The organism is Roseateles chitinivorans, assembly GCF_002761755.1.
Taxonomy (GTDB): domain Bacteria; phylum Pseudomonadota; class Gammaproteobacteria; order Burkholderiales; family Burkholderiaceae_C; genus Roseateles; species Roseateles chitinivorans.
This window is the reverse complement of record NZ_PEOG01000005.1, coordinates 79,023-99,153: the sequence shown is the minus strand read 5'-3', so window position 1 is coordinate 99,153 and position 20,131 is coordinate 79,023. Positions and strand designations below refer to the sequence as shown.

Annotated in this window: 21 protein-coding genes; 5 read left to right on the top strand and 16 right to left on the bottom strand. The window is 69.9% G+C overall.

Features of this window, described 5'->3' with window-relative positions; genetic code table 11:
- Nucleotides 1-38 precede the first annotated feature (38 nt).
- On the bottom strand, nt 39-1,406 hold the full coding sequence (locus CS062_RS00900) for an MBL fold metallo-hydrolase RNA specificity domain-containing protein (RefSeq protein ID WP_099859676.1): 1,368 nt from the start codon (nt 1,404-1,406) through the stop codon (nt 39-41).
- Between the two features lie 14 nt (nt 1,407-1,420).
- Entirely contained in the window at nt 1,421-1,597 is a 177-nt protein-coding gene (locus CS062_RS00895; protein ID WP_099859593.1) for a YgaP family membrane protein, read from the bottom strand.
- A 266-nt stretch (nt 1,598-1,863) separates the two neighbouring features.
- On the opposite strand from CS062_RS00895, the gene CS062_RS00890 reads away from it, so the two are divergent.
- Both CS062_RS00890 and rpoH read left to right on the top strand, forming a co-directional pair.
- A complete protein-coding gene (locus CS062_RS00890) occupies nt 1,864-4,629 on the top strand; it encodes a CHASE domain-containing protein (RefSeq protein ID WP_099859592.1) in 2,766 nt (921 codons plus the stop codon).
- A 158-nt stretch (nt 4,630-4,787) separates the two neighbouring features.
- A complete protein-coding gene (rpoH, locus tag CS062_RS00885; protein ID WP_099859591.1) occupies nt 4,788-5,702 on the top strand; it encodes an RNA polymerase sigma factor RpoH in 915 nt (304 codons plus the stop codon).
- Between the two features lie 97 nt (nt 5,703-5,799).
- Here rpoH and CS062_RS00880 read toward each other — a convergent pair whose 3' ends face one another.
- Genes CS062_RS00880 through CS062_RS00860 form a run of 5 tightly spaced genes read right to left on the bottom strand, consistent with a single transcriptional unit; the run spans nt 5,800 to nt 10,128 of the window.
- Complete coding sequence (locus CS062_RS00880; RefSeq protein ID WP_099859590.1) at nt 5,800-6,417, bottom strand: SCO family protein; 618 nt, start codon at nt 6,415-6,417, stop codon at nt 5,800-5,802.
- Nucleotides 6,418-6,464: 47 nt separating this feature from the next.
- Nucleotides 6,465-7,373, bottom strand: a complete 909-nt coding sequence (cyoE, locus tag CS062_RS00875; protein ID WP_091726838.1) for a heme o synthase — start codon at nt 7,371-7,373, stop codon at nt 6,465-6,467.
- Nucleotides 7,370-8,560, bottom strand: coding sequence for a COX15/CtaA family protein (locus tag CS062_RS00870; protein WP_099859589.1), 1,191 nt, complete (start codon nt 8,558-8,560; stop codon nt 7,370-7,372). Before CS062_RS00870 ends, cyoE begins: the two co-directional genes overlap by 4 nt.
- 28 nt (nt 8,561-8,588) lie before the next feature.
- A complete protein-coding gene (locus CS062_RS00865; protein WP_233217849.1) occupies nt 8,589-9,317 on the bottom strand; it encodes an SCO family protein in 729 nt (242 codons plus the stop codon).
- Nucleotides 9,298-10,128 (bottom strand): SURF1 family protein, encoded by an 831-nt coding sequence (locus CS062_RS00860; protein ID WP_233217848.1) that lies wholly within the window; start codon nt 10,126-10,128, stop codon nt 9,298-9,300. Before CS062_RS00860 ends, CS062_RS00865 begins: the two co-directional genes overlap by 20 nt.
- Between CS062_RS00860 and CS062_RS00855 the strand changes: the two genes are divergently transcribed.
- Complete coding sequence (locus tag CS062_RS00855; protein ID WP_091726850.1) at nt 10,127-10,336, top strand: DUF2909 domain-containing protein; 210 nt, start codon at nt 10,127-10,129, stop codon at nt 10,334-10,336. The genes CS062_RS00860 and CS062_RS00855 overlap by 2 nt on opposite strands.
- Before the next feature lie 146 nt (nt 10,337-10,482).
- Here CS062_RS00855 and CS062_RS00850 read toward each other — a convergent pair whose 3' ends face one another.
- The 7 genes from CS062_RS00850 to CS062_RS00825 form a co-directional block, all read right to left on the bottom strand.
- On the bottom strand, nt 10,483-11,367 hold the full coding sequence (locus CS062_RS00850) for a cytochrome c oxidase subunit 3 (RefSeq protein ID WP_099859588.1): 885 nt from the start codon (nt 11,365-11,367) through the stop codon (nt 10,483-10,485).
- 25 nt (nt 11,368-11,392) lie between these two features.
- Nucleotides 11,393-11,644, bottom strand: a complete 252-nt coding sequence (locus CS062_RS00845; RefSeq protein WP_099859587.1) for a DUF2970 domain-containing protein — start codon at nt 11,642-11,644, stop codon at nt 11,393-11,395.
- A gap of 22 nt (nt 11,645-11,666) precedes the next feature.
- Nucleotides 11,667-12,284: a cytochrome c oxidase assembly protein gene (locus CS062_RS00840; RefSeq protein ID WP_099859586.1), complete on the bottom strand. Its 618-nt coding sequence runs from the start codon at nt 12,282-12,284 to the stop codon at nt 11,667-11,669.
- Between the two features lie 31 nt (nt 12,285-12,315).
- Nucleotides 12,316-12,435: a cytochrome oxidase small assembly protein gene (locus tag CS062_RS26710; RefSeq protein WP_233217846.1), complete on the bottom strand. Its 120-nt coding sequence runs from the start codon at nt 12,433-12,435 to the stop codon at nt 12,316-12,318.
- 25 nt (nt 12,436-12,460) lie between these two features.
- Nucleotides 12,461-14,092 (bottom strand): cytochrome c oxidase subunit I, encoded by a 1,632-nt coding sequence (ctaD, locus tag CS062_RS00835; RefSeq protein WP_099859585.1) that lies wholly within the window; start codon nt 14,090-14,092, stop codon nt 12,461-12,463.
- Nucleotides 14,093-14,190: 98 nt separating this feature from the next.
- Nucleotides 14,191-15,375, bottom strand: coding sequence for a cytochrome c oxidase subunit II (gene coxB / locus CS062_RS00830; RefSeq protein WP_099859584.1), 1,185 nt, complete (start codon nt 15,373-15,375; stop codon nt 14,191-14,193).
- Between the two features lie 290 nt (nt 15,376-15,665).
- The gene (locus CS062_RS00825) at nt 15,666-16,583 is read right to left on the bottom strand and encodes a biotin synthase (protein WP_233217845.1); all 918 of its coding nucleotides are present in this window, start codon (nt 16,581-16,583) and stop codon (nt 15,666-15,668) included.
- 63 nt (nt 16,584-16,646) lie between these two features.
- On the opposite strand from CS062_RS00825, the gene CS062_RS00820 reads away from it, so the two are divergent.
- Nucleotides 16,647-17,426 (top strand): ComF family protein, encoded by a 780-nt coding sequence (locus tag CS062_RS00820; RefSeq protein ID WP_099859583.1) that lies wholly within the window; start codon nt 16,647-16,649, stop codon nt 17,424-17,426.
- Nucleotides 17,427-17,457: 31 nt separating this feature from the next.
- Nucleotides 17,458-17,928, top strand: coding sequence for a tRNA (cytidine(34)-2'-O)-methyltransferase (locus CS062_RS00815; protein ID WP_099859582.1), 471 nt, complete (start codon nt 17,458-17,460; stop codon nt 17,926-17,928).
- Between the two features lie 114 nt (nt 17,929-18,042).
- On the opposite strand, the gene CS062_RS00810 is transcribed toward CS062_RS00815, so the two are convergent.
- Nucleotides 18,043-19,044 carry a Bug family tripartite tricarboxylate transporter substrate binding protein gene (locus tag CS062_RS00810; protein WP_099859581.1) on the bottom strand — a complete coding sequence of 334 codons (1,002 nt, stop codon included), beginning with the start codon at nt 19,042-19,044 and terminating at the stop codon, nt 18,043-18,045.
- 73 nt (nt 19,045-19,117) lie between these two features.
- Nucleotides 19,118-20,128, bottom strand: a complete 1,011-nt coding sequence (locus CS062_RS00805; RefSeq protein ID WP_099859580.1) for an NAD(P)H-dependent glycerol-3-phosphate dehydrogenase — start codon at nt 20,126-20,128, stop codon at nt 19,118-19,120.
- Nucleotides 20,129-20,131: the final 3 nt, after the last annotated feature.

The following is a 20,131-nucleotide window of genomic DNA, read 5'->3' as shown; positions in this document are numbered from 1 at the left end:
TGTGGGTGAGGGAAAGCGGCTGCGGCCCGGCCTGCCGGTCAAAGCGCCGGCGGCCAGGCCACGGTGTCGAGGTGCTCCGGGACGGAGGCGGACCAACCGAAGCGCTCCTCGATCGCCTGACGCAGCGCGTCGGAGGATTCCGGCTCGCCGTGGGTGACGAACACATGCGCCGGCCGGCGCTGCAGGGTGGACAGCCAGTCGAGCAACTGCGCCTGGTCCGCATGCGAGGACATGCCCTCGATGGCACACACCTGCGCACGCACCGGGACCCATTGGCCGTGCAGGCGCACCGCGTCCGCGCCGGCGACGAGGCTGGCGCCGCGCGTGCCGGCGGCCTGGTGACCGACAAAGACGATCGCATGCTCCGGATGCGGAGCCAGCGCCTTGAGGTGGTGCAGCACGCGGCCACCCGTCGCCATGCCGCTGGCCGCGACGATGATCGACGGGAATGCGGGGGCATTCAGCGCGCGCGATTCCTCTTCCGTGCGGATGTAGCGGACCTTCTCCGCGAGGTCGCGGCGCTCGGGCTCGCTCAGGCGAAGTTCATCGGCGTGCGGCTCCAGCAGACGACCGGCCTGTATCGCCATCGGGCTGTTGAGGTAGATCGGCAAGTCCGGAATGCGGCCCGCCGCCTTGAGCCGCAGCAGGGCGTGCAACACCGCCTGCGCCCGCCCCACGGCGAACGCGGGGATCAGCGTCGTGCCGCCACGCGCGGCGGTGCGCGAGATGACCTCGGCCAGTTCGCCATCGGTCGGCGCGGTCGCATGGCGGCGATTGCCGTAGGTGGACTCGACGACGATGAGGTCTGCCTGCTCGGCGCAGGCCGGCGGACGCATGACGGGATCGTCAGTTCGCCCCAGGTCGCCCGAGAAGGTGATGGACCCGGCCTCGGTCGCCAGATGCAGGCTGGCCGCGCCGACGATGTGCCCGGCGTGGCTGAACTTCGCCATGAGGCCGGGCAGCGGCTCGAACACGCGGTCGAAGGGACGAGGCCGCACCCGCTCCAGGGCGCGCATCGCCTGGGCTTCGGTGTAGAGCGGCAACGCCGGCGAATGTTTGCTGAAGCCATGCCGGTTGGCGTACCGCGCATCCTCTTCCTGCAACCGGCCGGCGTCGCGGAGCAGGATGGGCAGCAGGTCGCCGGTGCCGGGCGTGACATGCACGACGCCGCGGAATCCCTCCTCGACCAGCCGCGGCAGGTAGCCGCTGTGATCGAGGTGGGCGTGTGTGAGCACCACCGCGTCGATGGTGCCGGGCGGCACCGGGAACGGCGCCCAGTTGCGCAGTCGCAGTTGCTTCAGCCCCTGGAACAGGCCGCAGTCGACCAGCAGCCGTCGCTCCCGGTACTGCACCAGGTAGCGAGAGCCGGTGACCGTGCCAGCGGCGCCCAGGAAGCGCAGGCTCAGGGGGGCCGGCGCGCTCATGTGCCGCGCCGGAAGATCGAATAGACCGGGCAGTACCCCGCCAGGCCGGTCAGCAGCGGCACCAGGCCGATGAAGCCCCACAGCCCGACCCACCCCAGGCCCGCGGCCAGGATCAGGGCGGCGCCCACGCCCACGCGCAGCAAGCGCTCCGTCGTTCCCACGTTCATCGCCATCGCAGCCTCCTCGGCACAGTCAGCACTCTGATCGGCTCAGCGTAGGACCGGGCCCGCCCGGAGCGATTGCGTTGGATCAATTGCCGGGCCAGGTTCGCCGGCTCCCTGCTGCGGATTCATCGATGCAGCCGGGTACCGATCACAGGCGCCCCGTTGCCACCGTCACGGCCGAGCCTTGATCCGGCGCGCCGGATTCGCGTGACAGGCTTCCGGGGCAGGGCAAATCTTCGTGTCGCCATGCGCACAGCGGCGCTACGCTGGTGCCCATGACCGAAGCGCCTTCTTCCACGAACGTCGTCGCCGCTCCCGGTCGTCATGCGCCGGAGGATCCGCCGCCGGGACGCTCGCTGGCACGCCTCGCGGTGCTGAATGCCGCCGTGGCGCTGGCCTATGCCGTCCTGGGCGTGCTGGCGCTGCGGCTGATCCTGCCGCCGGACTTCGTCTCGCCGATCTATCCCGCCGCGGGTCTCGCGGTCGCGGCGGTGCTGCGCTGGGGGCGACCGGTGCTGCCCGGCATCGCGCTGGGCGGCGCGGCCGTCAGCCTCGCCATCGGCGTGGAACGCGGCCATCTCGCCCTCCTGCAGCCCTTGCTGGTCGGCATCGGCGGCGCACTGCAGGCCTGGCTCGGCGCGGTGCTGGCCCGGCGCTGGACCGGACCCCATCCACCGCTGTGCGAGCCCGCCGAGCTGCTGCGCTTCCTCGCCGCGACCGCCGGCGTCGCCTGCCTCGTCGGCCCGACCGTCGGCGTCGCGGCGCTGTGGGGCAGCGGCGCGATCGGGCCGTCGCAGGTCGCGTCGCACTGGCTGGCCTGGTGGATCGGCGATGCGATCGGCGTGCTGATCGGCGCGCCGGTGTCGCTGGCGCTGTTCGGCCTGCCCCGCCGGCACTGGGCGCCACGCCGGCTCAGCGTGGCGCTGCCGCTGGTCATCGCCTGCGCGCTGCTGTTCGGCGCCACGCGGCAGGTCGCCGACAACGAGGAGGGTCGCCGCCGCCAGGCCTTCGAGCTCGAGGCGACCAGCGCGCTGAGCAGCCTGGCCGACACGCTGTCCATGCCGCTGACGGCGCTGGAGGCCAACCACAGCCTGCTGCTGGTGGCCCCGCACATCAGCCGCGCCGACTTCGAGCGCGCCCATGCGGAGCGCGCCCGCGCCGGGGGCGCGGTGCATGCGGTCGGCTGGGCGCCGCTGCTGCGGCCGCAGGAGGTACCGGCGTTCGAGCGCGCGGCGCAGGCCGATGGCTACCTCAACTACCGCGTCTTCGAGCGTCGCCGGCCCGGCGACCTGCAGCCCGATCCCGACCTGCTGCTGCCGATCCGCCTGATCGCGCCGTATGCCCGCAACCGGCCGGCGATGGGCGCCAACATCCGCAGCATTCCGCAGGCGCGCGCGGCGCAGGAGCGCGCCATCGCCACCGGCCAGCCGGCGGCGACCGAGAGCTTCCCGCTGTCGCAGGACGTCGGCGTGACGCTGATGGGCGTGGTCGTCTACCGGGCGCTGTACGAAGGCGGTTCCACCGAGCCGCGCGACGCGGCCGGACGTCCGCGGCGTCCGCTCGGCGTGGCCTTCGCCACGCTGCGTCCGGAAGCACTGCTGCACGGCGCCCTGCCGGCGCGCGCCGGCCAACTCGACTACTGCCTGCTCGACGCCACGCCCGGCAGCCAACGTCCGTTGCTGGCCGGCGATGCGCGCTGCCTGCGCCTGCCCGACACGCTGCCGAGCCAGTCGCGTGAACTGGACTTCGCCGGCCGTGCCTGGCGCCTGGTCGTCTACAGCCCGACCGGCCTGCCGGCGCTGGAAGGCAGTGCCGCCCTGCCCTTCGCCATCGCCGGCCTCACCGGCACCGCGCTGCTGGGCCTGCTGCTGCTGACCATCACCGGCACGACCGCCCGCGTGGCGCGCCGCGTCGAGGAAGCCCGGCTGCGGCTGCGCGACAGCGAGGAGCGCTTCAGGACCATCGTCGAGCATGCGCCGATCGGCGTGGTCTCCTGCGACCTCAAGGCGCGGCCGCAGGAGGTCAACCCCTACTTCTGCCAGCTGCTGGGCATGAGCGTCGAGCAGCTCAAGGCGCGCTCGGTGATGGCGATCACCCACCCCGACGACCGGGCGGAGGACAGCCGGCTGGGCATGGCCCTGATCCGGGGCGAACTCGGCCGCTACAGCCGCATCAAGCGCTACATCGGCGCCCAGGGGCAGCTCATCACCGTGCGCGCCACCGTCAGCCTGCTGCGCGATGCCCAGGGGCAGCCCTACCGGCTGCTGGGCATCGTCGAGGACATCGGCGAGCAGTTGCGCCTGGCGGAGCTGGAGCGCACGCATGAGGCGGAACTCGCCGCCAACCGCGCCAAGAACGAGTTCCTCTCGCGGATGAGCCACGAGCTGCGCACGCCGCTGAACGCGATGCTGGGTTTCGCGCAGTTGCTCGAGGCGGACCACGATCCCATCCTCAGCCCGCGCCAGCGCGGCTGGCTGGCGCAGATCCAGCAGTCGGGCTGGCATCTGCTGCAGATGATCGACGACACGCTGGACCTGTCGCGACTGGACGCCGACCAGTTGCGGGTGCGGATCGAGCATCTGGACCTGGAACCGATCGCGGCCGACAGCCTGGCGATGGTCGAGTCGCAGCGGCGGCGGCTGGGGGTGTCGATCGAGGTGGAACTGGCCTCCGACGCCTGCGAGTTGCGCGCCGACGCCACCCGGCTCAAGCAGGTGCTGACCAATCTCCTGAGCAATGCGGTCAAGTACAACCACGCCGGGGGGAAGGTCTGGCTGCGCGCCCGGCGGGCGGGGGAGTCGATGGTCGAACTGAGCGTCTCCGACACCGGCCCCGGTCTGAGCGACGCCCAGAAGGCGCAGCTGTTCCAGCCCTTCAACCGCCTCGGCCGGGAGGTGGGCGGCATCGAGGGCACCGGGATCGGGCTGGTCATCACGCAGCGGCTGCTGGCGCTGATGGGCAGCGAACTGCGCGTGGACAGCCGGCTGGAGGAAGGCTCGACCTTCAGCTTCCAGCTGCCGGTTTCTTCGGCAAATCAATGACTTAAGTCGGCCCTAAGACGGCCGGTTCACACTGATTTGAGCAGGTAGCCCTTCCCGGACTGACCTGTTTTCGGGAGCTTTAGCACTCGCCGCTCATGAGTGCTAATATTCCCAGCCATCGGACCGGAGGACCGGCCCGATACAGGAGAAACGAACACATGTCCAACAGCCTTGCATTGAAGGTCCGCGATCCCTGGTCCCTGGTGCCATCGCTCGGGAACCTGGATGCGTACATCACGGCGATCAACCGCGTCCCGCTGCTGACGGCCGAGGAAGAGAAGGACTACGCCACGCGCCTGAAGGAAAAGGGCGATGTGGAAGCGGCCGGCCGGCTGGTGCTGTCGCACCTGCGTCTGGTGGTGTCGATCTCGCGCCAGTACCTGGGCTACGGGCTGCCGCAGGGCGACCTGATCCAGGAAGGCAATGTCGGCCTGATGAAGGCGGTCAAGCGCTTCGACCCGGACCAGAACGTCCGCCTGGTGTCGTATGCGATGCACTGGATCAAGGCCGAGATCCACGAGTACATCCTGAAGAACTGGCGCATGGTCAAGGTCGCGACGACCAAGGCGCAGCGCAAGCTGTTCTTCAACCTGCGCTCGATGAAGCATGCGCTGAAGGAAGGCGCCGAGAACCAGCAGCGCGCGTCCCTGACCGAAAGCGAGATCGCCCGCGTGGCCGAGGAGCTCAACGTCAAGCGCGAGGAGGTGCTGGAGATGGAGACGCGCCTGTCCGGCGGCGACGTGGCCCTGGAGCCGCAGACCGACGACGACGGCGAGACCTTCGCGCCGATCGCCTACCTGGCGGACGACACCCAGGAACCGACCCGGGTGATCGAGTCGCGCTCCCGCGACCGCCTGGCCAGCGACGGCCTGCAGCAGGCGCTGGAGGTGCTCGATCCGCGCAGCCGCCGCATCGTCGAGGAGCGCTGGCTGAAGGTGAACGACGACGGCTCCGGCGGCATGACGCTGCATGAGCTGGCCGCCGAATACGGCGTCTCCGCCGAGCGCATCCGCCAGATCGAGGTCGCGGCGATGAAGAAGATGCGCAAGGCGATGGTCGCCGAGACCGCCTGAGCACCTGAACGCCCGCTGACGGCGGCCCGCCGGCAAGACGGTGGGCACCACGAAGAAGGCCCCGCGATGCGGGGCCTTTCTCATGGCGGGGCCGGCGTCACTGGCCGGCGAGCAACGCCTTGATGTCGGACATCAGCGCGGTCGCCCCGGCGCCATAACGGGAGAACACCCGCACCCGCCCCTGCGGATCGAACAGGAAGCTCGCCGCGGTGTGGTCCATCGTGTAGCTGTCGGGCGTCTTGCCAGGGACCTTGGCGTAGTAGACCTTGAACTCCTTGGCCACCTCCTTGAGCTGCTCCGGCGAGCCGCGCAGCGCGACGAAGCCCGGATCGAAGCTCTCCAGGTAGGCCTTGAGCAGCTCAGGCTTGTCCCGCTCCGGATCGACGGTGATGAACACGCCCTGCACCTTGTCGCCATCGGCGCCCAGCGCCTTCTTCACCTGGGCCAGTTCGGCCAGGGTCGTCGGGCAGACATCGGGACATTGGGTGAAGCCGAAGAACACGACGACGACCTTGCCCTTGAAGTCCTCGAGGGTGCGGGTGCGGCCGTGCTGGTCCGGCAGGCTGAAGCCGCGCGCATAGGCGGCGCCGGTCAGGTCCACGCCCTGGAAGCTGGCCTTGGGCGCCGAGGAGAAGCCCAGCTTGTCGCAGCCCGCCAGCAGCGCCGCGCCCACCGCGCCGACGGCGCCCAGTCCGAGAAAACGTCGCGAGATCATCAGCACATCCGATCCGAAAGAAGGTCGCCGGCGCGCGCGTCCGCGGCTCAGCCGAGCCAGGGACTGAGGTAGTGATCCAGCAGCAGCGCGCCGAAGAGCAGCGACAGATGCAGGATCGAGAAGAGGAAGGTCTTGCGCGCCAGCGCCTCCGAATAGGCCTTCCAGAGCTTGAATGCGTGATGGCAGAACATCAGGCCGAGCACGATCGCCGCGGCCAGGTAGAGCCAGCCGCTCATGCCGGTCAGGAAGGGCAACAGCGTCGCCGCGAACAGGATCCAGGTGTAGAGGAAGATCTGCAGCCGCGTGAAGGCGTTGCCATGCGTCACCGGCAGCATCGGCAGGCCGGCCTTGCGGTAGTCCTCGCTGCGGTACAGCGCCAGCGCCCAGAAGTGCGGCGGCGTCCACAGGAAGATGATCAGGCACATCAGCCAGGCCTCGGCGCCCAGCTCGCCGCGCATCGCCGCCCAGCCCAGCACCGGCGGCATCGCGCCGGAGGCGCCGCCGATCACGATGTTCTGCGGCGTCATCGGCTTCAGGATGACGGTGTAGACGATCGCGTAGCCGACGAAGGTGGCGAAGGTCAGCCACATCGTCAGCGGATTCACCAGCAGGTAGAGGATGGCCGAGCCCAGCGCGCACAGCCCGGCCGAGAACAGCAGCGTCTGGTTGCGGCTCAGCTCGCCGCGCGCGGTCGGACGCCACGCGGTGCGCTTCATCTTGGCGTCGATGTGCTGCTCGATCAGGCAGTTGAAGGCGGCCGCGGCGCCGGCCACCAGCCAGATCCCGGCGGTGCCGGCGATCAGCCGCACCCACTCGTCCCCCTGCGGCAGCCCGGGGATCGCCAGCGCCATGCCGATGACCGCGCAGAACACGATCAGCTGCACGACCTTGGGCTTGGTCAGTTGATAGAACTGCCACCAGCGGGAGGGCATGGCGGCCTGCGTCGCGGAACTCATTTCGAACTCACCGTCAGGAGGCCGGCGCGCTGCGCCGCCGGCTCGATCACATTCGACGATCTGCCGGCACGCAGCCGCGCCAGCAGGATCGCGCACATCAGCAGCAGCGCCGCGGCGCCGCCGGTATGGGCCAGCGCGGCCACCAGCGGCCAGCCCAGCACCACGTTGGACAGGCCGGAGGCCAGTTGCCATCCGCCCACCGCCAGCAGACGGCGCGCCCAGCGGCGGCCCTCGCCGCCCGCGTCGCTGCCGCCCTGGCGCCACAGCGCCCAGGCCAGCGCGAGCAACGCGGCGAACACGACCATCGCGCCGGCGCGATGCGCCAGGTGGATGGCGGTCAGCGCCTCGAAGGGCAGCCAGCCGCCGTGGGCGCCGCGCCCCAGCTCCCGCCACAGCGTGAAGCCGTGCTGGAAGTCGGTCGGCGGCAGCCATTGTCCCTGGCAGGTCGGGAAATCCTGGCAGGCCAGCACCGCGTAGTTCGTGCTGACCCAGCCGCCCAGCGCCACCTGCGCGATCGCCACGCCGGTGAACGCCAGGACTGCCCGCCGCAAACCGACCGGCCAGGCCAGCGGCCGGGGCGCGTAGGCCTCCGCCTGCCAGGCCAGCAGCATCAGCAGCCCCAGCGCCAGCAGCAGGTGCAAGGTGACGATCGCCGGAAACAGCTTCATCGTCACCGTCCAGGCGCCGAACAGCCCCTGCACCAGCACCCACGCGAGCGACAGCGTGGCCCACCAGGGCGACGGCGTCGCCTCGCCGGTGCGACGGCCACGCCGCCAGACCCACCAGCTCAACACCGCCAGCACGACCAGCAGGAAGCCGACACCGCCCGCCATGTAGCGGTGCAGCATCTCCATCCAGGCCTTGCCATGGGTGACCGGGCCGGTGGGCATCGCCGTCTGCGCGGCAAGGATCTCGGCCTTCGCCCCGATCGGCGAGGCGCTGCCGTAGCAGCCCGGCCAGTCGGGGCAGCCCAGCCCGGAATCGGTCAACCGCGTCAGCGCGCCGATCAGGATCAGGTCGAAGGTCAGGAAGGTCGCCAGCACCGTCAGCGCGCGCAGCCGCCGCGCGGCCGTGTCGCCGCGGTGGCGCCATTGCCAGGCCACCAGCGGCACCGCACCGACCAGCGCGGCCATCGCCAGCAGTTCCAGCAGCGGCTCGAAATCGAAACCGATCGCCAATCCGTTCATGCGCGGGGGTCCTGTTCCTTCGACGCCGTCAGCGGCCCGGCTTGTCCCAGCCGGCATTGGCCCGCATCAGGCGCTCCAGGTCCTTCTTCACCGCCGACGGCTCCGGCGTCGCGGGCGTGCGCAGCATCCAGCGCCCCATCGGGTCGACCAGGAACAGGTGCTCGCCCATCCGGTGCCCGGGCGCGGCCATCAGCCAGCCCTCGATCGCCGCCCGCGGCGCGCGCAGCACCGTGGCCGGCGCGCCATGCGCGGTGAGCGCGTCGATCTGCGCCGGCGTCAGATTGACGTCGTCGGGCACCAGCACCAGCTTGTCGAGCCGGTCGCGGTCCTTGCCGAGCATCTCGCGCAGTTGACGCTGCATGAACAGCATGCGCTCGCAGCCTTCGTCGCAGGCGCGGTCCGGCACGTAGGTCAGCAACCATTGCCCGTGCAGGGACACGGCCGCCACCGGCGCGCCCTTCAGGTCGGTCAGCGCCAGCGAGGCCGGCAGGTCGCGTGTTGGCTGGATCAGGTCGCCGTAGGCGCGACCGCGCAGGTCCAGCACGTAGAAGCTGAAGTAGGACGCGACCACCGGCGCGGCGCAGACCAGCAGCACCAGCCACAGCGTCCAGCGCGAGCGCTTCGGAGGATCGAGGTCGGGCATCGGCACCGAATGCACCGCCAGCGTCACCGGGCCGTCCGGCGGCAGCGGCGTGTCGACCGGCGCCGGCGCCGCGTCCTGGCCGTGCGCGCGACCGTCATGCATGGCGCTGCTCATCGGGGGATTCGTCGGTGCGGGCGGCTCGGCCAGCCCGATGGGGAGCGAGGACTTGGAACCAGACATAGAGACCCAGGATCAGCGCCGCGAGCGCAAACCATTGAAACGCGTACCCGTAATGCTTGTGGATGTCGACCGCCGGCGGTGGCCAGTGGCGGCGCAGGCCGTCGGTGCCGTCGGCACCGCTCAGCGGGTCCGGCTCCGTCTGGAGCATCACCAGCGGCAGCAGGCGCAGCCCCGTCTCGGCCTGGAAGGCCGCGAGGTCGACATTCTGCCGGATCGGCCCCAGCTCCGCGTCCCGCCCCAGCGCATAGGCCCGCGACGCCGACAGCGCGAGCCGGCCGGCGATCCGCACCTCGCCCGTCGGCGTCGCCACCGGCGGCAGCGCTTCGCGCCGCGCCGCATTGCGAGGCGCCCAACCGCGCTGCACCAGGATCGCCTCGTCGCGGCCGGCCAGCCGCAGCGGCGTCACGACGTAGAAGCCGGTGTGGCCGTCCATCACCCGGTTGTCGAGGTAGATCGTGTGCGCCGCATCCCAGCGCCCGACCACGGCGGCGCGGCGATGCTCGAGCCCCGGCGCGGGCGGTTCGGCCGCGGACGGCAGCGCCGCGGTCACGAGCGGCGCCTGCCGGCCGCGTTCGTCGATCGCGCGTTGCATCGCCTTTTTCTGGTCCGCGCGATCGAGTTGCCAGAGGCCGAGCGCGAGCGCCGCCGTCACGCCGGCCAGCGTCGCGATCACCACGACGCCATGCCGCCTTCGGGGCCGGCCCGATGGCCGCATCGGGTCGCGGTGGGAATAATCATCCGCCATGAAAGTCATCGTCCTCATCGCGTTCATCGGCATCCTGGGCGCGCTGTTCTCCGCCGGCGTCCTGATGCTGCGCAAGCAGAAGGGCAAGGCCACCATGGCCCGCGCGTTGGCGGTGCGCGTCGGACTGTCAGTGGCGCTGTTCCTGTTCATCCTCTTCAGCGCCTGGATGGGCTGGATCCATCCGACCGGGCTGCCCCTGGGCAAGTGACCGGCAAGTGATCGGCAATCGACCGGCGATTGACCCTCGATTGACCGGCGAGCGACCGGCTCGCGCGGGGGGCAGGACCGGAAAAGCAAAGCGCCGCTTCGAGCGGCGCTTCGTCTTTCAGCGTCGGACCGCGCCGGTCCGCGCGATCACATCCAGTAGACGATCACGTACAGGCCCAGCCAGACGACGTCCACGAAGTGCCAGTACCAGGCCGCGCCCTCGAAACCGAAGTGGCGCTCCGGCGTGAAGTGGCCCTTCATCAGGCGCAGCGTGATGAACAGCAGCATCAGCATGCCGACGAACACATGGAAGCCGTGGAAGCCGGTCAGCATGAAGAAGGTCGAGCCGAAGATGCCCGAGCTCAGCTTCAGGTTCAGTTCCTGGTACGCATGCCAGTACTCGTAGCCCTGGAAGCACAGGAACACGAAGCCCAGCAGCACCGTCGCCCACATCCAGCCGATCGTCTTGGCGCGCTTGCCGGCGATCAGCGCATGGTGCGCGATCGTCAGCGTCACGCCCGAGGTCAGCAGCAGCGCGGTGTTGATCGTCGGGATCGGCCACGGGCCCATCGTCGAGAACGCGTCCACCGTGCCCGCCGGCGAAGCCGTCGCGCCGGCCGCCACGCTGGGCCACAGGCCGTTGAAGTCGGGCCACAGCAGCGCGTTGTCCAGGCTGCCCAGCGTCGGGATGCTGTAGCCGCGCGACCAGAACAGCGCGCCGAAGAAGGCGGCGAAGAACATCACTTCCGAGAAGATGAACCAGCCCATGCTCCAGCGGAAGGACACGTCGATCCGGTCGCTGTACTGGCCGCTCTCGCTCTCGCGGATGGCGTCGCCGAACCACTGCTTGAGCGTGAAGGCCCACCACAGCAGGCCGAACAGCAGCGACCACTTGCCCCAGTCGTGGCCGTTGACCCACTGCCCCGCGCCCAGGATCACCCAGAACAGGCCGAAGGCGGCCATCGCCGGATGCCGGGACGGGCCGGGCACGAAGTAATAAGGCTGATTGCCATGAGTCGTCGTTGCCGACATGCGTTCTTCTCCTCGAACTCAGTTCTCAGTTCATTGCCGCACCGCTGCTCACCACCCAGCGGACCAGCAGGATCAATCCCAGCACGAACAGGACCGCCGCGAGCACGCCCGCCGCGATCACGTGCAGCGGGTTGAGCTGCGACACATCCTTCTCGTATTCCGAGCCCTTCCTCACGCCGAAGAAGGACCAGGCCACCGCCCGCAGCGTGCCCAGGAACGAGCCCTTGCGCTGCATCGCCCGCTTCAGATCCTCGCCCGGCTTGAGCTCGTCGGCCATCGTCGTTTCCACCGCCCGGCGCTCAGGCGCCCGGCCGCCCCTTCGCGTCCACCGTCGCCGCGGCCTGGGCCTTGCCCTTCCCCGCCACCTCGAAGAAGGTGTACGACAGCGTGATCGTGCGCACGTCCTTCGGGATCTTGGGGTCGATGACGAAGACCACCGGCCACTCCTTCTGCTCGCCCGGCTTCAGCGTGTATTCGTTGAAGCAGAAGCATTCGAGCTTGTTGAAGTAGGGCGTCGCCTGCTTCGGTGCGTAGCTCGGGATCGCCTGCGCCGACATGGTCCGCTGCTGGATGTTCTGGAAGGTGTACATCACCGTCGTCAGCTCGCCCGGGTGGACCGTCAGGTGGCGCTTGGCCGGCTTGAAATCCCAGGGACCGCGGGCATTGGCGTCGAACTCGATCGTGATCTGGCGGCTGTAGTCGATCTGCGTGTTCTTCACATCCTCGGCGCGCACCGCATGCTGGCGCTCGGACAGCGACAGCACGTTGATGCCCAGCGCGGTGCAGATCGCGCGGTACATCGGCACCAGCGCATAGCCGAAGCACGACATCACCGCCACCACCACCAGCAGCTTGCCGGTCATCCGCAGGTTCTCCCGGCGGATCCAGGCGGCGAGCTTGCTGGCGGGCGGGCTCATGGCGATCTCTGCGGGCCGGAACCGTGCGCGCTCAGGCCGCGCCGTACAGCACGATCTTGGCCACGAAGCCGATCGCGAAGACGGCGGCCACGCTGGCCAGGATCAGCGCCAGGCGCAGGTTGCTCTTGCGTTGCTCGGGCGTCGGGGCCATCGCTGCCACTCCTCGTTCCTGGCGCTCAGCCGATGATCCTCGTGGCGGTGACGTCCAGCTTGGGCGGCGTCTCGAAGGTGTGGAACGGCGCCGGCGACGGCACTTCCCATTCCAGGCCCTCGGCCGCTTCCCACGGCTTCTGCGGCGCCTTCGCGCCCTTGCCACGCATCATCGGGATCACGACGAAGACGAAGAAGTAGACCTGCATCAGGCCGAAGCCGAAGGCGCCGATCGACGCGAGCGCGTTGAAGTCGGCGAACTGCATCGGGTAGTCGGCGTAGCGGCGCGGCATGCCGGCCAGGCCCAGGAAGTGCATCGGGAAGAAGGTCACGTTGAAGGTGATCAGCGAGCCCCAGAAGTGGATCTTGCCGCGCGTCTCCGAATACATGACGCCGGTCCACTTCGGTCCCCAGTAGTAGACGCCGGCGAACAGCGCGTACAGCGAGCCGGCCACCAGCACGTAGTGGAAGTGGGCGACGACGTAGTAGGTGTCCTGGATCTGGATGTCGATCGGCGCCATCGCGCAGATCAGGCCGGTGAAGCCGCCCATCGTGAACACGAAGATGAAGCCCACGGCCCACAGCATCGGGGTCTCGAAGGTCATCGAGCCGCGCCACATCGTCGCCAGCCAGTTGAAGATCTTCACGCCGGTGGGCACCGCGATCAGCATCGTCGCGTACATGAAGAACAGCTGCCCGGTCACCGGCATGCCGGTGGCGAACATGTGGTGCGCCCACACGATGAAGGACAGGATCGCGATCGAGGCGGTCGCGTACACCATCGAGGCGTAGCCGAACAGGCGCTTGCGGGCGAAGGCCGGGACGATCTGGCTCACGATGCCGAACGCCGGCAGGATCATGATGTAGACCTCGGGGTGGCCGAAGAACCAGAAGATGTGCTGGTACATCACCGGGTCGCCGCCGCCCGCGGGCGTGAAGAAGCTGGTGCCGAAGTGGCGGTCCGTCAGCGTCATCGTGATCGCGCCGGCCAGCACCGGCATCACCGCGATCAGCAGGTAGGCGGTGATGAGCCAGGTCCACGCGAACATCGGCATCTTCATCAGCGTCATGCCGGGGGCGCGCATGTTGAGGATGGTCACGATGATGTTGATCGAGCCCATGATCGACGAGGCGCCCAGGATGTGCATCGCGAAGATGCCGGCGTCCATCGACGGGCCCATCTGCAGCGTCAGCGGCGCGTAGAGCGTCCAGCCCGCGGCGGGCGCGCCGCCGGGCATGAAGAACGACGCCACCAGCATGATGGCCGCGGGGATCATCAGCCAGAAGCTGAAGTTGTTCATCCGCGCGAAGGCCATGTCGGACGCGCCGATCTGCAGCGGGATCATCCAGTTCGCGAAGCCGACGAAGGCCGGCATGATCGCGCCGAACACCATGATCAGGCCGTGCATCGTCGTGAACTGGTTGAACAGTTCCGGATTGAAGAACTGCAGGCCCGGCTGGAACAGCTCGGCGCGGATGCACAGCGCCAGCGTCCCGCCGATCATCAGCATCGTGAAGCTGAACAGCAGGTACAGCGTGCCGATGTCCTTGTGGTTGGTCGCGAAGACCCAGCGCCGCCAGCCCGTCGGGGCATGGTGGTCGTGGTGATCGTCATGGTCATGGGCATGACCGGTCGGGTGGTCGAGCACTGCACTCATGTCAAATCCTCGGTGGCTGCCTGTCCCGGAGGACGGGCTGGCGTTCAAACGCGTTCTTGCGATCAGCGGGTCAAGCTCGGCGGATCAGGCGGCGCGCCTCACTTGGCGCGCTCGGCCACGACTTCCGCGGGCTGGATCAGCTGGCCGGTCTTGTTGGACCAGGCGTTCTTCGTGTAGGTCACGACGGCGGCGATCTCGCTGTCCTTCAGCACGCCCTTCCAGGCGGGCATCTGGCCCTTGCCGTTGAGCACCAGGTGCAGCTGCGCGGCGTGGTCCTCGGCCTTGACGATCGCCGAGCCGTCCAGCGCCGGGAACTGGCCCGCGCCCTTGCCGTCGGCCTTGTGGCAGACGGCGCAGTTGGCGTCGAACAGCTTCTGGCCGCGGGCCATCAACTCGTCCATCGTCCAGACCTTGCTCGGGTCGTCCGCCTTGGCGGCGATCTTCTTCATCTCGCCGTCGACCCATGCGGAATAGTCCTTGGCGCTGAGCACCTTGACGTGGATCGGCATGTAGGCGTGCTCCTTGCCGCAGAGCTCGGCGCACTGGCCGTAGAAATCGCCGGTCTGCTCGGCCTTGAACCAGGTGTCGCGCACGTAGCCGGGGATCGCATCCTGCTTGACGCCGAAGGCCGGCACCATCCACGCGTGGATGACGTCGTCGGCCGTCGTGATGATGCGGATCTTCTTGCCCACCGGCACCACCAGCGGGTTGTCCACCTTGAGCAGGTAGTTGTCGACCTGGCCGGGATGGCCGGAGTCCGACAGCGCGCGGTGCGAGGCGTCCAGCGTCGACACGAAGCCGATGCCCTCGCCCTCGCCCTTCAGGTAGTCGTAGCCCCACTTCCACTGGTAGCCGGTGGCCTTGATGGTGAGGTCGGAGTTGGTGGTGTCCTTCATCGCCACGACGACCTTGGTGGCGGGCAGCGCCATCAGGATGACGATGATGAAGGGCACGACGGTCCAGGCGATCTCGACCTTCACGCTCTCATGGAAGTTGGCGGATACCGCGCCCTTGGACTTCCGGTGCTTGAAGATCGAATAGAACATGACCCCGAACACGGCGATGAAGATCGCCAGGCACAGGATCAGCATCATGTTGTGCAGCCACATCTGCTCATGCGCGATCTTGGTGACCGGCGGATGCAGATTCAGCTGGTTGACGGCCGGACCTCCGGGGAGGTCGTTGACCGCCAAGGCGACCTGGCTGGCCAGCGCGGCCGTCAGGCCGAACGCGAGCTGGCTGCAGCGGCGCCCCAGTTGCACACAACTGTGTTCAATCGTCATGGTCGTCTCTTTATCCAGTCTTTCTCAAGCTCTTGTCACCCGGGTCTCCTCCAGGCGGCTTCGGCGCTCGAGCCCGCTTGTAGCGCGGGCTTCGGCGCCAAGCGGTGGCGGAAACCTACGGGGCCAGCAGACGTACTCCAGTCGGGCGCGGATTCTAGCCCACCCCTCTGGCGCACTATGACCGCCCCCAGAGGGCCGAACGGCCCAGGATTACCCTCAGACAGAGGGGCCTTCGCCCTCTGTCGCGACGCCCTCGCGCGAGCCCTAGCCGAGGCCGCGCGCGATGGGGGTCAGTGTTTGCCCGCGCCGCGGACCATGGCCCGCATCTGCTCGAGCGACACCTCGGTGGTGGCCGCGACCTTCACCTTCGGCTGAGGCTTGAACGCATGACCATAGACCAGCTCGATGCTCAAGGAGAGCCGGCCGTCGCCGCCGCGCAGCGCCTCGAGCGCGCCCAGCAGCCGCGCGCGCCATCCCTTCGTGCGCAGACCGCGCACGCGGGCCGGCGCGAGATTGCCGCCGAGTGCGCGCAGATCGCGCAGCAGGTCCTCGGGCGAGCCCCAGGTCAGGCGAAGGTGCTCCTGGTCCATCACCGGATCGGCGAAGCCGGCATGCACCAGCATGTCGCCCAGGTCGTGCATGTCGACCCAGTCCGGCGCCGGCACGCCCCAGCCTTCGCGGGCGAAGATCGGACGCAGCTCGATGAAGCTGTCCGGCCCGAGGCACGAGAACATCAGGCAGCCTTCGACCGCCAGGCCGGCCTGCCAGCCCTTCATCAGCGCCGGCTTGTCGGCCTCGGCATGCAGTTCCATGTTGGACCACGCCAGCTGCGCCGCACCTGCGGGCGGCTCCGCGACCAGCTCGGTCGGCGCGCCGCCGCGCAGCTTGTCCATCACCGATTGCATGAAGCCGCGCTTGAGGCGCTGCTGCAACAGCGCGCGGACCTGGGCATCGGGTTCGAGCCAGAGCTGCGTCGCTTGCGGATAGTGCTGGCGGAGCCCCGCGTCGCCGCCGCCGATGGAGGGGCGGCTCTGCAGCACCGCGGTCGGTTGCAGCCGGATCACCGGCAGCCGGTCCAGCATGCGCGTGGCGACCTCCTGATGCAGCCAGGGCGCCTCCTCGGACGCGGCCAGGCGGCGACGCTGCCGTTGCGCCGCGCTCGCATCGATCTGCTGTGTGCCCGGCGGCAAGGCCTCGTCTCCAGTCATGGGGCGCGATTGTAGGTGGGCATGCTTGACCCGACCCGACGCCGGACTTTGCTGCGATCCCCGATGGCGTGCGGTATCGCGCGGATCGGACCGGTCGGCCGGGCGCTCGTGGAGCGCCTCGGCGGCCCGTGGCGCTGGCCCGGTCAATGCGCGCTGTGTCGCCGCTGGTGCCGCGGCGGCACCTGCGCCGATTGCGATGCGCTGCATCCGCCCGATGCCCGGCCGCGTTGCGCGCTCTGCGCCTTGCGCCTGCCACCGGGCGCTGCGCGCGCCGCGGCGTCCGATCTCCGTTCGCTGCGCTGCGGCCGTTGCGCGCGGCAACCGCCGCCGTTGTCGCGCTGCGTGGCGGCGATGGATTACCGCTTCCCCTGGGACCGGCTGCTGCTGGCGCTCAAGTTCGGCGAGCAGCTGGAAGTCGCACCGCTGCTGGCCAGGCGTCTGTCGCTCGCCCTGGCGCGAGCCGGCGTCGACGCGCCCGACCTGATCCTGCCGGTGCCGCTGTCGACCGAGCGGCTGCGCGAGCGCGGCTACAACCAGGCGCATGAGATCGCCCGCCGGCTCGCGTGGCCGCGGGCCGCGGACGGCGTCGAGCGACAATCGCGACTTTGCGCGCGGACGCTGCTGCGCCTGCGTGACACCGCGCAGCAAGCGCGGCTGCCGCTGGACCGGCGCCGGAGCAACCTGCGCGGCGCTTTCGCGGTGATGAAGCCGGTGCGCGGGCTGCGTGTCGCGATCGTCGACGACGTCATGACCAGCGGCGCCACGCTGCACGAGGCCGCGCTCGCGCTGCGCCGCGCCGGCGCGGCGGACGTGCAGGCCTGGGTGGTCGCGCGCACCCCGTAGTCCTCAACAAAGAGCGAAAGAGCCTCGCCCCATGTTCAACATCGTGCTGGTCCATCCGGAGATCCCGCCCAACACCGGCAACGTGATCCGGCTCGCGGCCAACACCGGCTGCCGGCTGCATCTGATCGAGCCGCTGGGCTTCTCGATGGAGGACAAGCTGCTGCAGCGCGCCGGCCTCGACTATCACGAGTACGCGCCGGTGCTGCGGCACGCGGACTGGGCCCGCTTCCTCGCGACGGAACAGCCGGATCCGACACGGCTGTTCGCCTTCACCACGCGCGGCAGCCGCCTGCTGCAGACAGTGGCGTTGAAGCCGGGCGACTGGCTGGTTTTCGGCTGCGAGACCTCCGGCCTGCCGCCGGCGCTGCGCGATGGCTTCCCGCTCGAGCAGCGCGTGCGGCTGCCGATGCGCGCCGGCCAGCGCAGCCTGAACCTGAGCAATGCGGTGGCGGTGTCGGTCTTCGAAGGCTGGCGCCAGAACGGCTACGCGGACGGCGTCTGAGCGCGGCGGCGAGCCGCTCGCTCGCCGGGAACGCCTCGGCGCTGGCGGCTCCCTCGCCGCCAAGGTGGGAAAGGGCCGGGCGTGGAGGCGAGCGCCGCCTCGACGCTCAATCGCTCATTCCCGCTCGAGCTTCAATTGCCTGACGAGCGCGCCCCAGCGCTGACGCTCGTCGCGCATCAGGCTGTCCAGCCCCTCCGGCGAGGTGCCTGCCGCGCTGAAGAACAGCGGCAGCAGCTCGCGCCGGAAGGCCTCGCCGCGGACGATCCGCACCACCTCGTCCGACAGCCGCCGCACGATCGCCTCGGGCGTGCCGGCCGGCGCCAGCAGCGCCTGCCACGAGGTGGCCTCGAAGCCGGGATAGCCGGACTCGGCGACGGTCGGCAGTTCCGCGAGCGCGCCGAAGCGGCCGGCGCTGGTCACGGCGAGCGCCTTCAACTTGCCGGCCCGCACCTGCGGCATCGCGATGGCCGGCACCATGAACCCGGCGTGGATCTGGCCGGCGAGCATGGCGCTGACGACCTGCGGGAATCCGGCATACGGCACATGCACCATCGCCAGGCCCGCGCGAGCGATGAACGACGCCATCGCCAGATGTGCGGCGCTGCCGTTGCCGACGCTGCCGTAGTTGAGTTCGCCGGCGCGCCGCTTGGCCAGCGCGACGAACTGCGCGAGCGTGTCCACGCCCAGCGACGGCGGCACGACCAGCACGTTCGGCGAGCTGGCGATGAAGCTGACCGCGCGCAGCTCCCGCTGCGGGTCATAGGGCAGCGACTTCGCCAGCAGCGGCGCGGTGATCAGCGGCCCCTGGATGGTGAACAGCAGCGTGTGGCCGTCGGGCGCGGCCTTGGCGACCGCGCCGGTGCCGATGTTGCCGCCGGCCCCCGGCTTGTTGTCGACCACCACCGGCTGGCCGAGCGCATGAGCGAGCGGCTCGGCGAGGTAGCGGGCGACCAGGTCCGGCGAACTGCCGCCCGGAAACGGCACTACTAGTCGCACCGGTCGCGACGGCCACGAGCCGGCGGCGGCGACCGCAGGCATCGCCATCACGCCGAGGCCAGCGCCCGCTGCGGTGGCCGCGGTCGCGGCGCTGGCGGCGATCAGGTCTCGCCGCTTCATGAGCCGACCCCTGCCCTGACCCTCATGCGTTGCCTCCCGTGCCTGGCCTCATGCCTGGCCTCATGCCTCGCCCTCACCATTCGGACTTGGCCTGGCGCCCCATCAGCGCGTCCAGGGCCTCCTGCGGCGTCAACCGGCCTTCGAGCAGCTCGACGACCGCCGCGGTGATCGGCATGTCGACACCGGCGCTGCGGGCCCGTGCCAGCACCGTCGGCGCGCTGTAGACGCCCTCGGCGACATGGCCCAGCTTCGCGAGGATGGCCGGCAGGTCCAGGCCCTCGGCCAGCAGCAGGCCGACGCGGCGGTTGCGCGAGAGATCGCCGGTGGCGGTCAGCACCAAGTCGCCCAGGCCGGCCAGCCCCAGCAGCGTCTCGGGCTGCGCACCCAGCGCCAGCGCGAGCCGCTGCATCTCCGCCAGGCCGCGCGTGATCAGCGCGGCGCGGGCGTTCAACCCGGGCCCCTGTCGACCCTGGGTCTCGGCGACCAGCCGCAGGCCGTCGGCGATGCCCACGGCGATCGCCATCACGTTCTTGACCGCGCCGCCCACCTCGACACCGACAGGATCAGCCGACGAGTACACCCGCAGCCGCTCGCTGTGGAAAGCCGACACGCCGAGTTGCGCCAGCGCGGCATCCACCGAGGCGGACACCAGCGCCGTCGGCTGACCGGCCGCCACTTCCTGCGCGAAGCTGGGACCCGACAGGACGCCGGCGGCCAGCCGCGGCGCGACCTCGCGGGCGATCTCGTGACCCAGCAGGCCGGTGCCGGCCTCGAAGCCCTTACACAGCCACAGCGCGCGCGCGCCATCGGGCAGCCGCGCCAGCATGCCGCGCAAGCCCGACATCGGTGTCGCGATGACGAGAAGGCCGTCGCGGCCGTGCGCCAGCGCTTCCTCGAGGTCGTCGGTCAGGCCGAGCGTCGCAGGCAGCGCCGCATCGGGCAGGTAGCGGTCGTTGCGGCCGGCGGTGCGCATCGCGGCGATCGCGTCGGCGTCGCGCGCCCATAGCAGTAGCTCGTGGCGCGCGCTCGCGGCGATCGCCAGCGCCGTGCCCCAGGCACCGGCGCCGAGCACGCTGATCTTCATGCG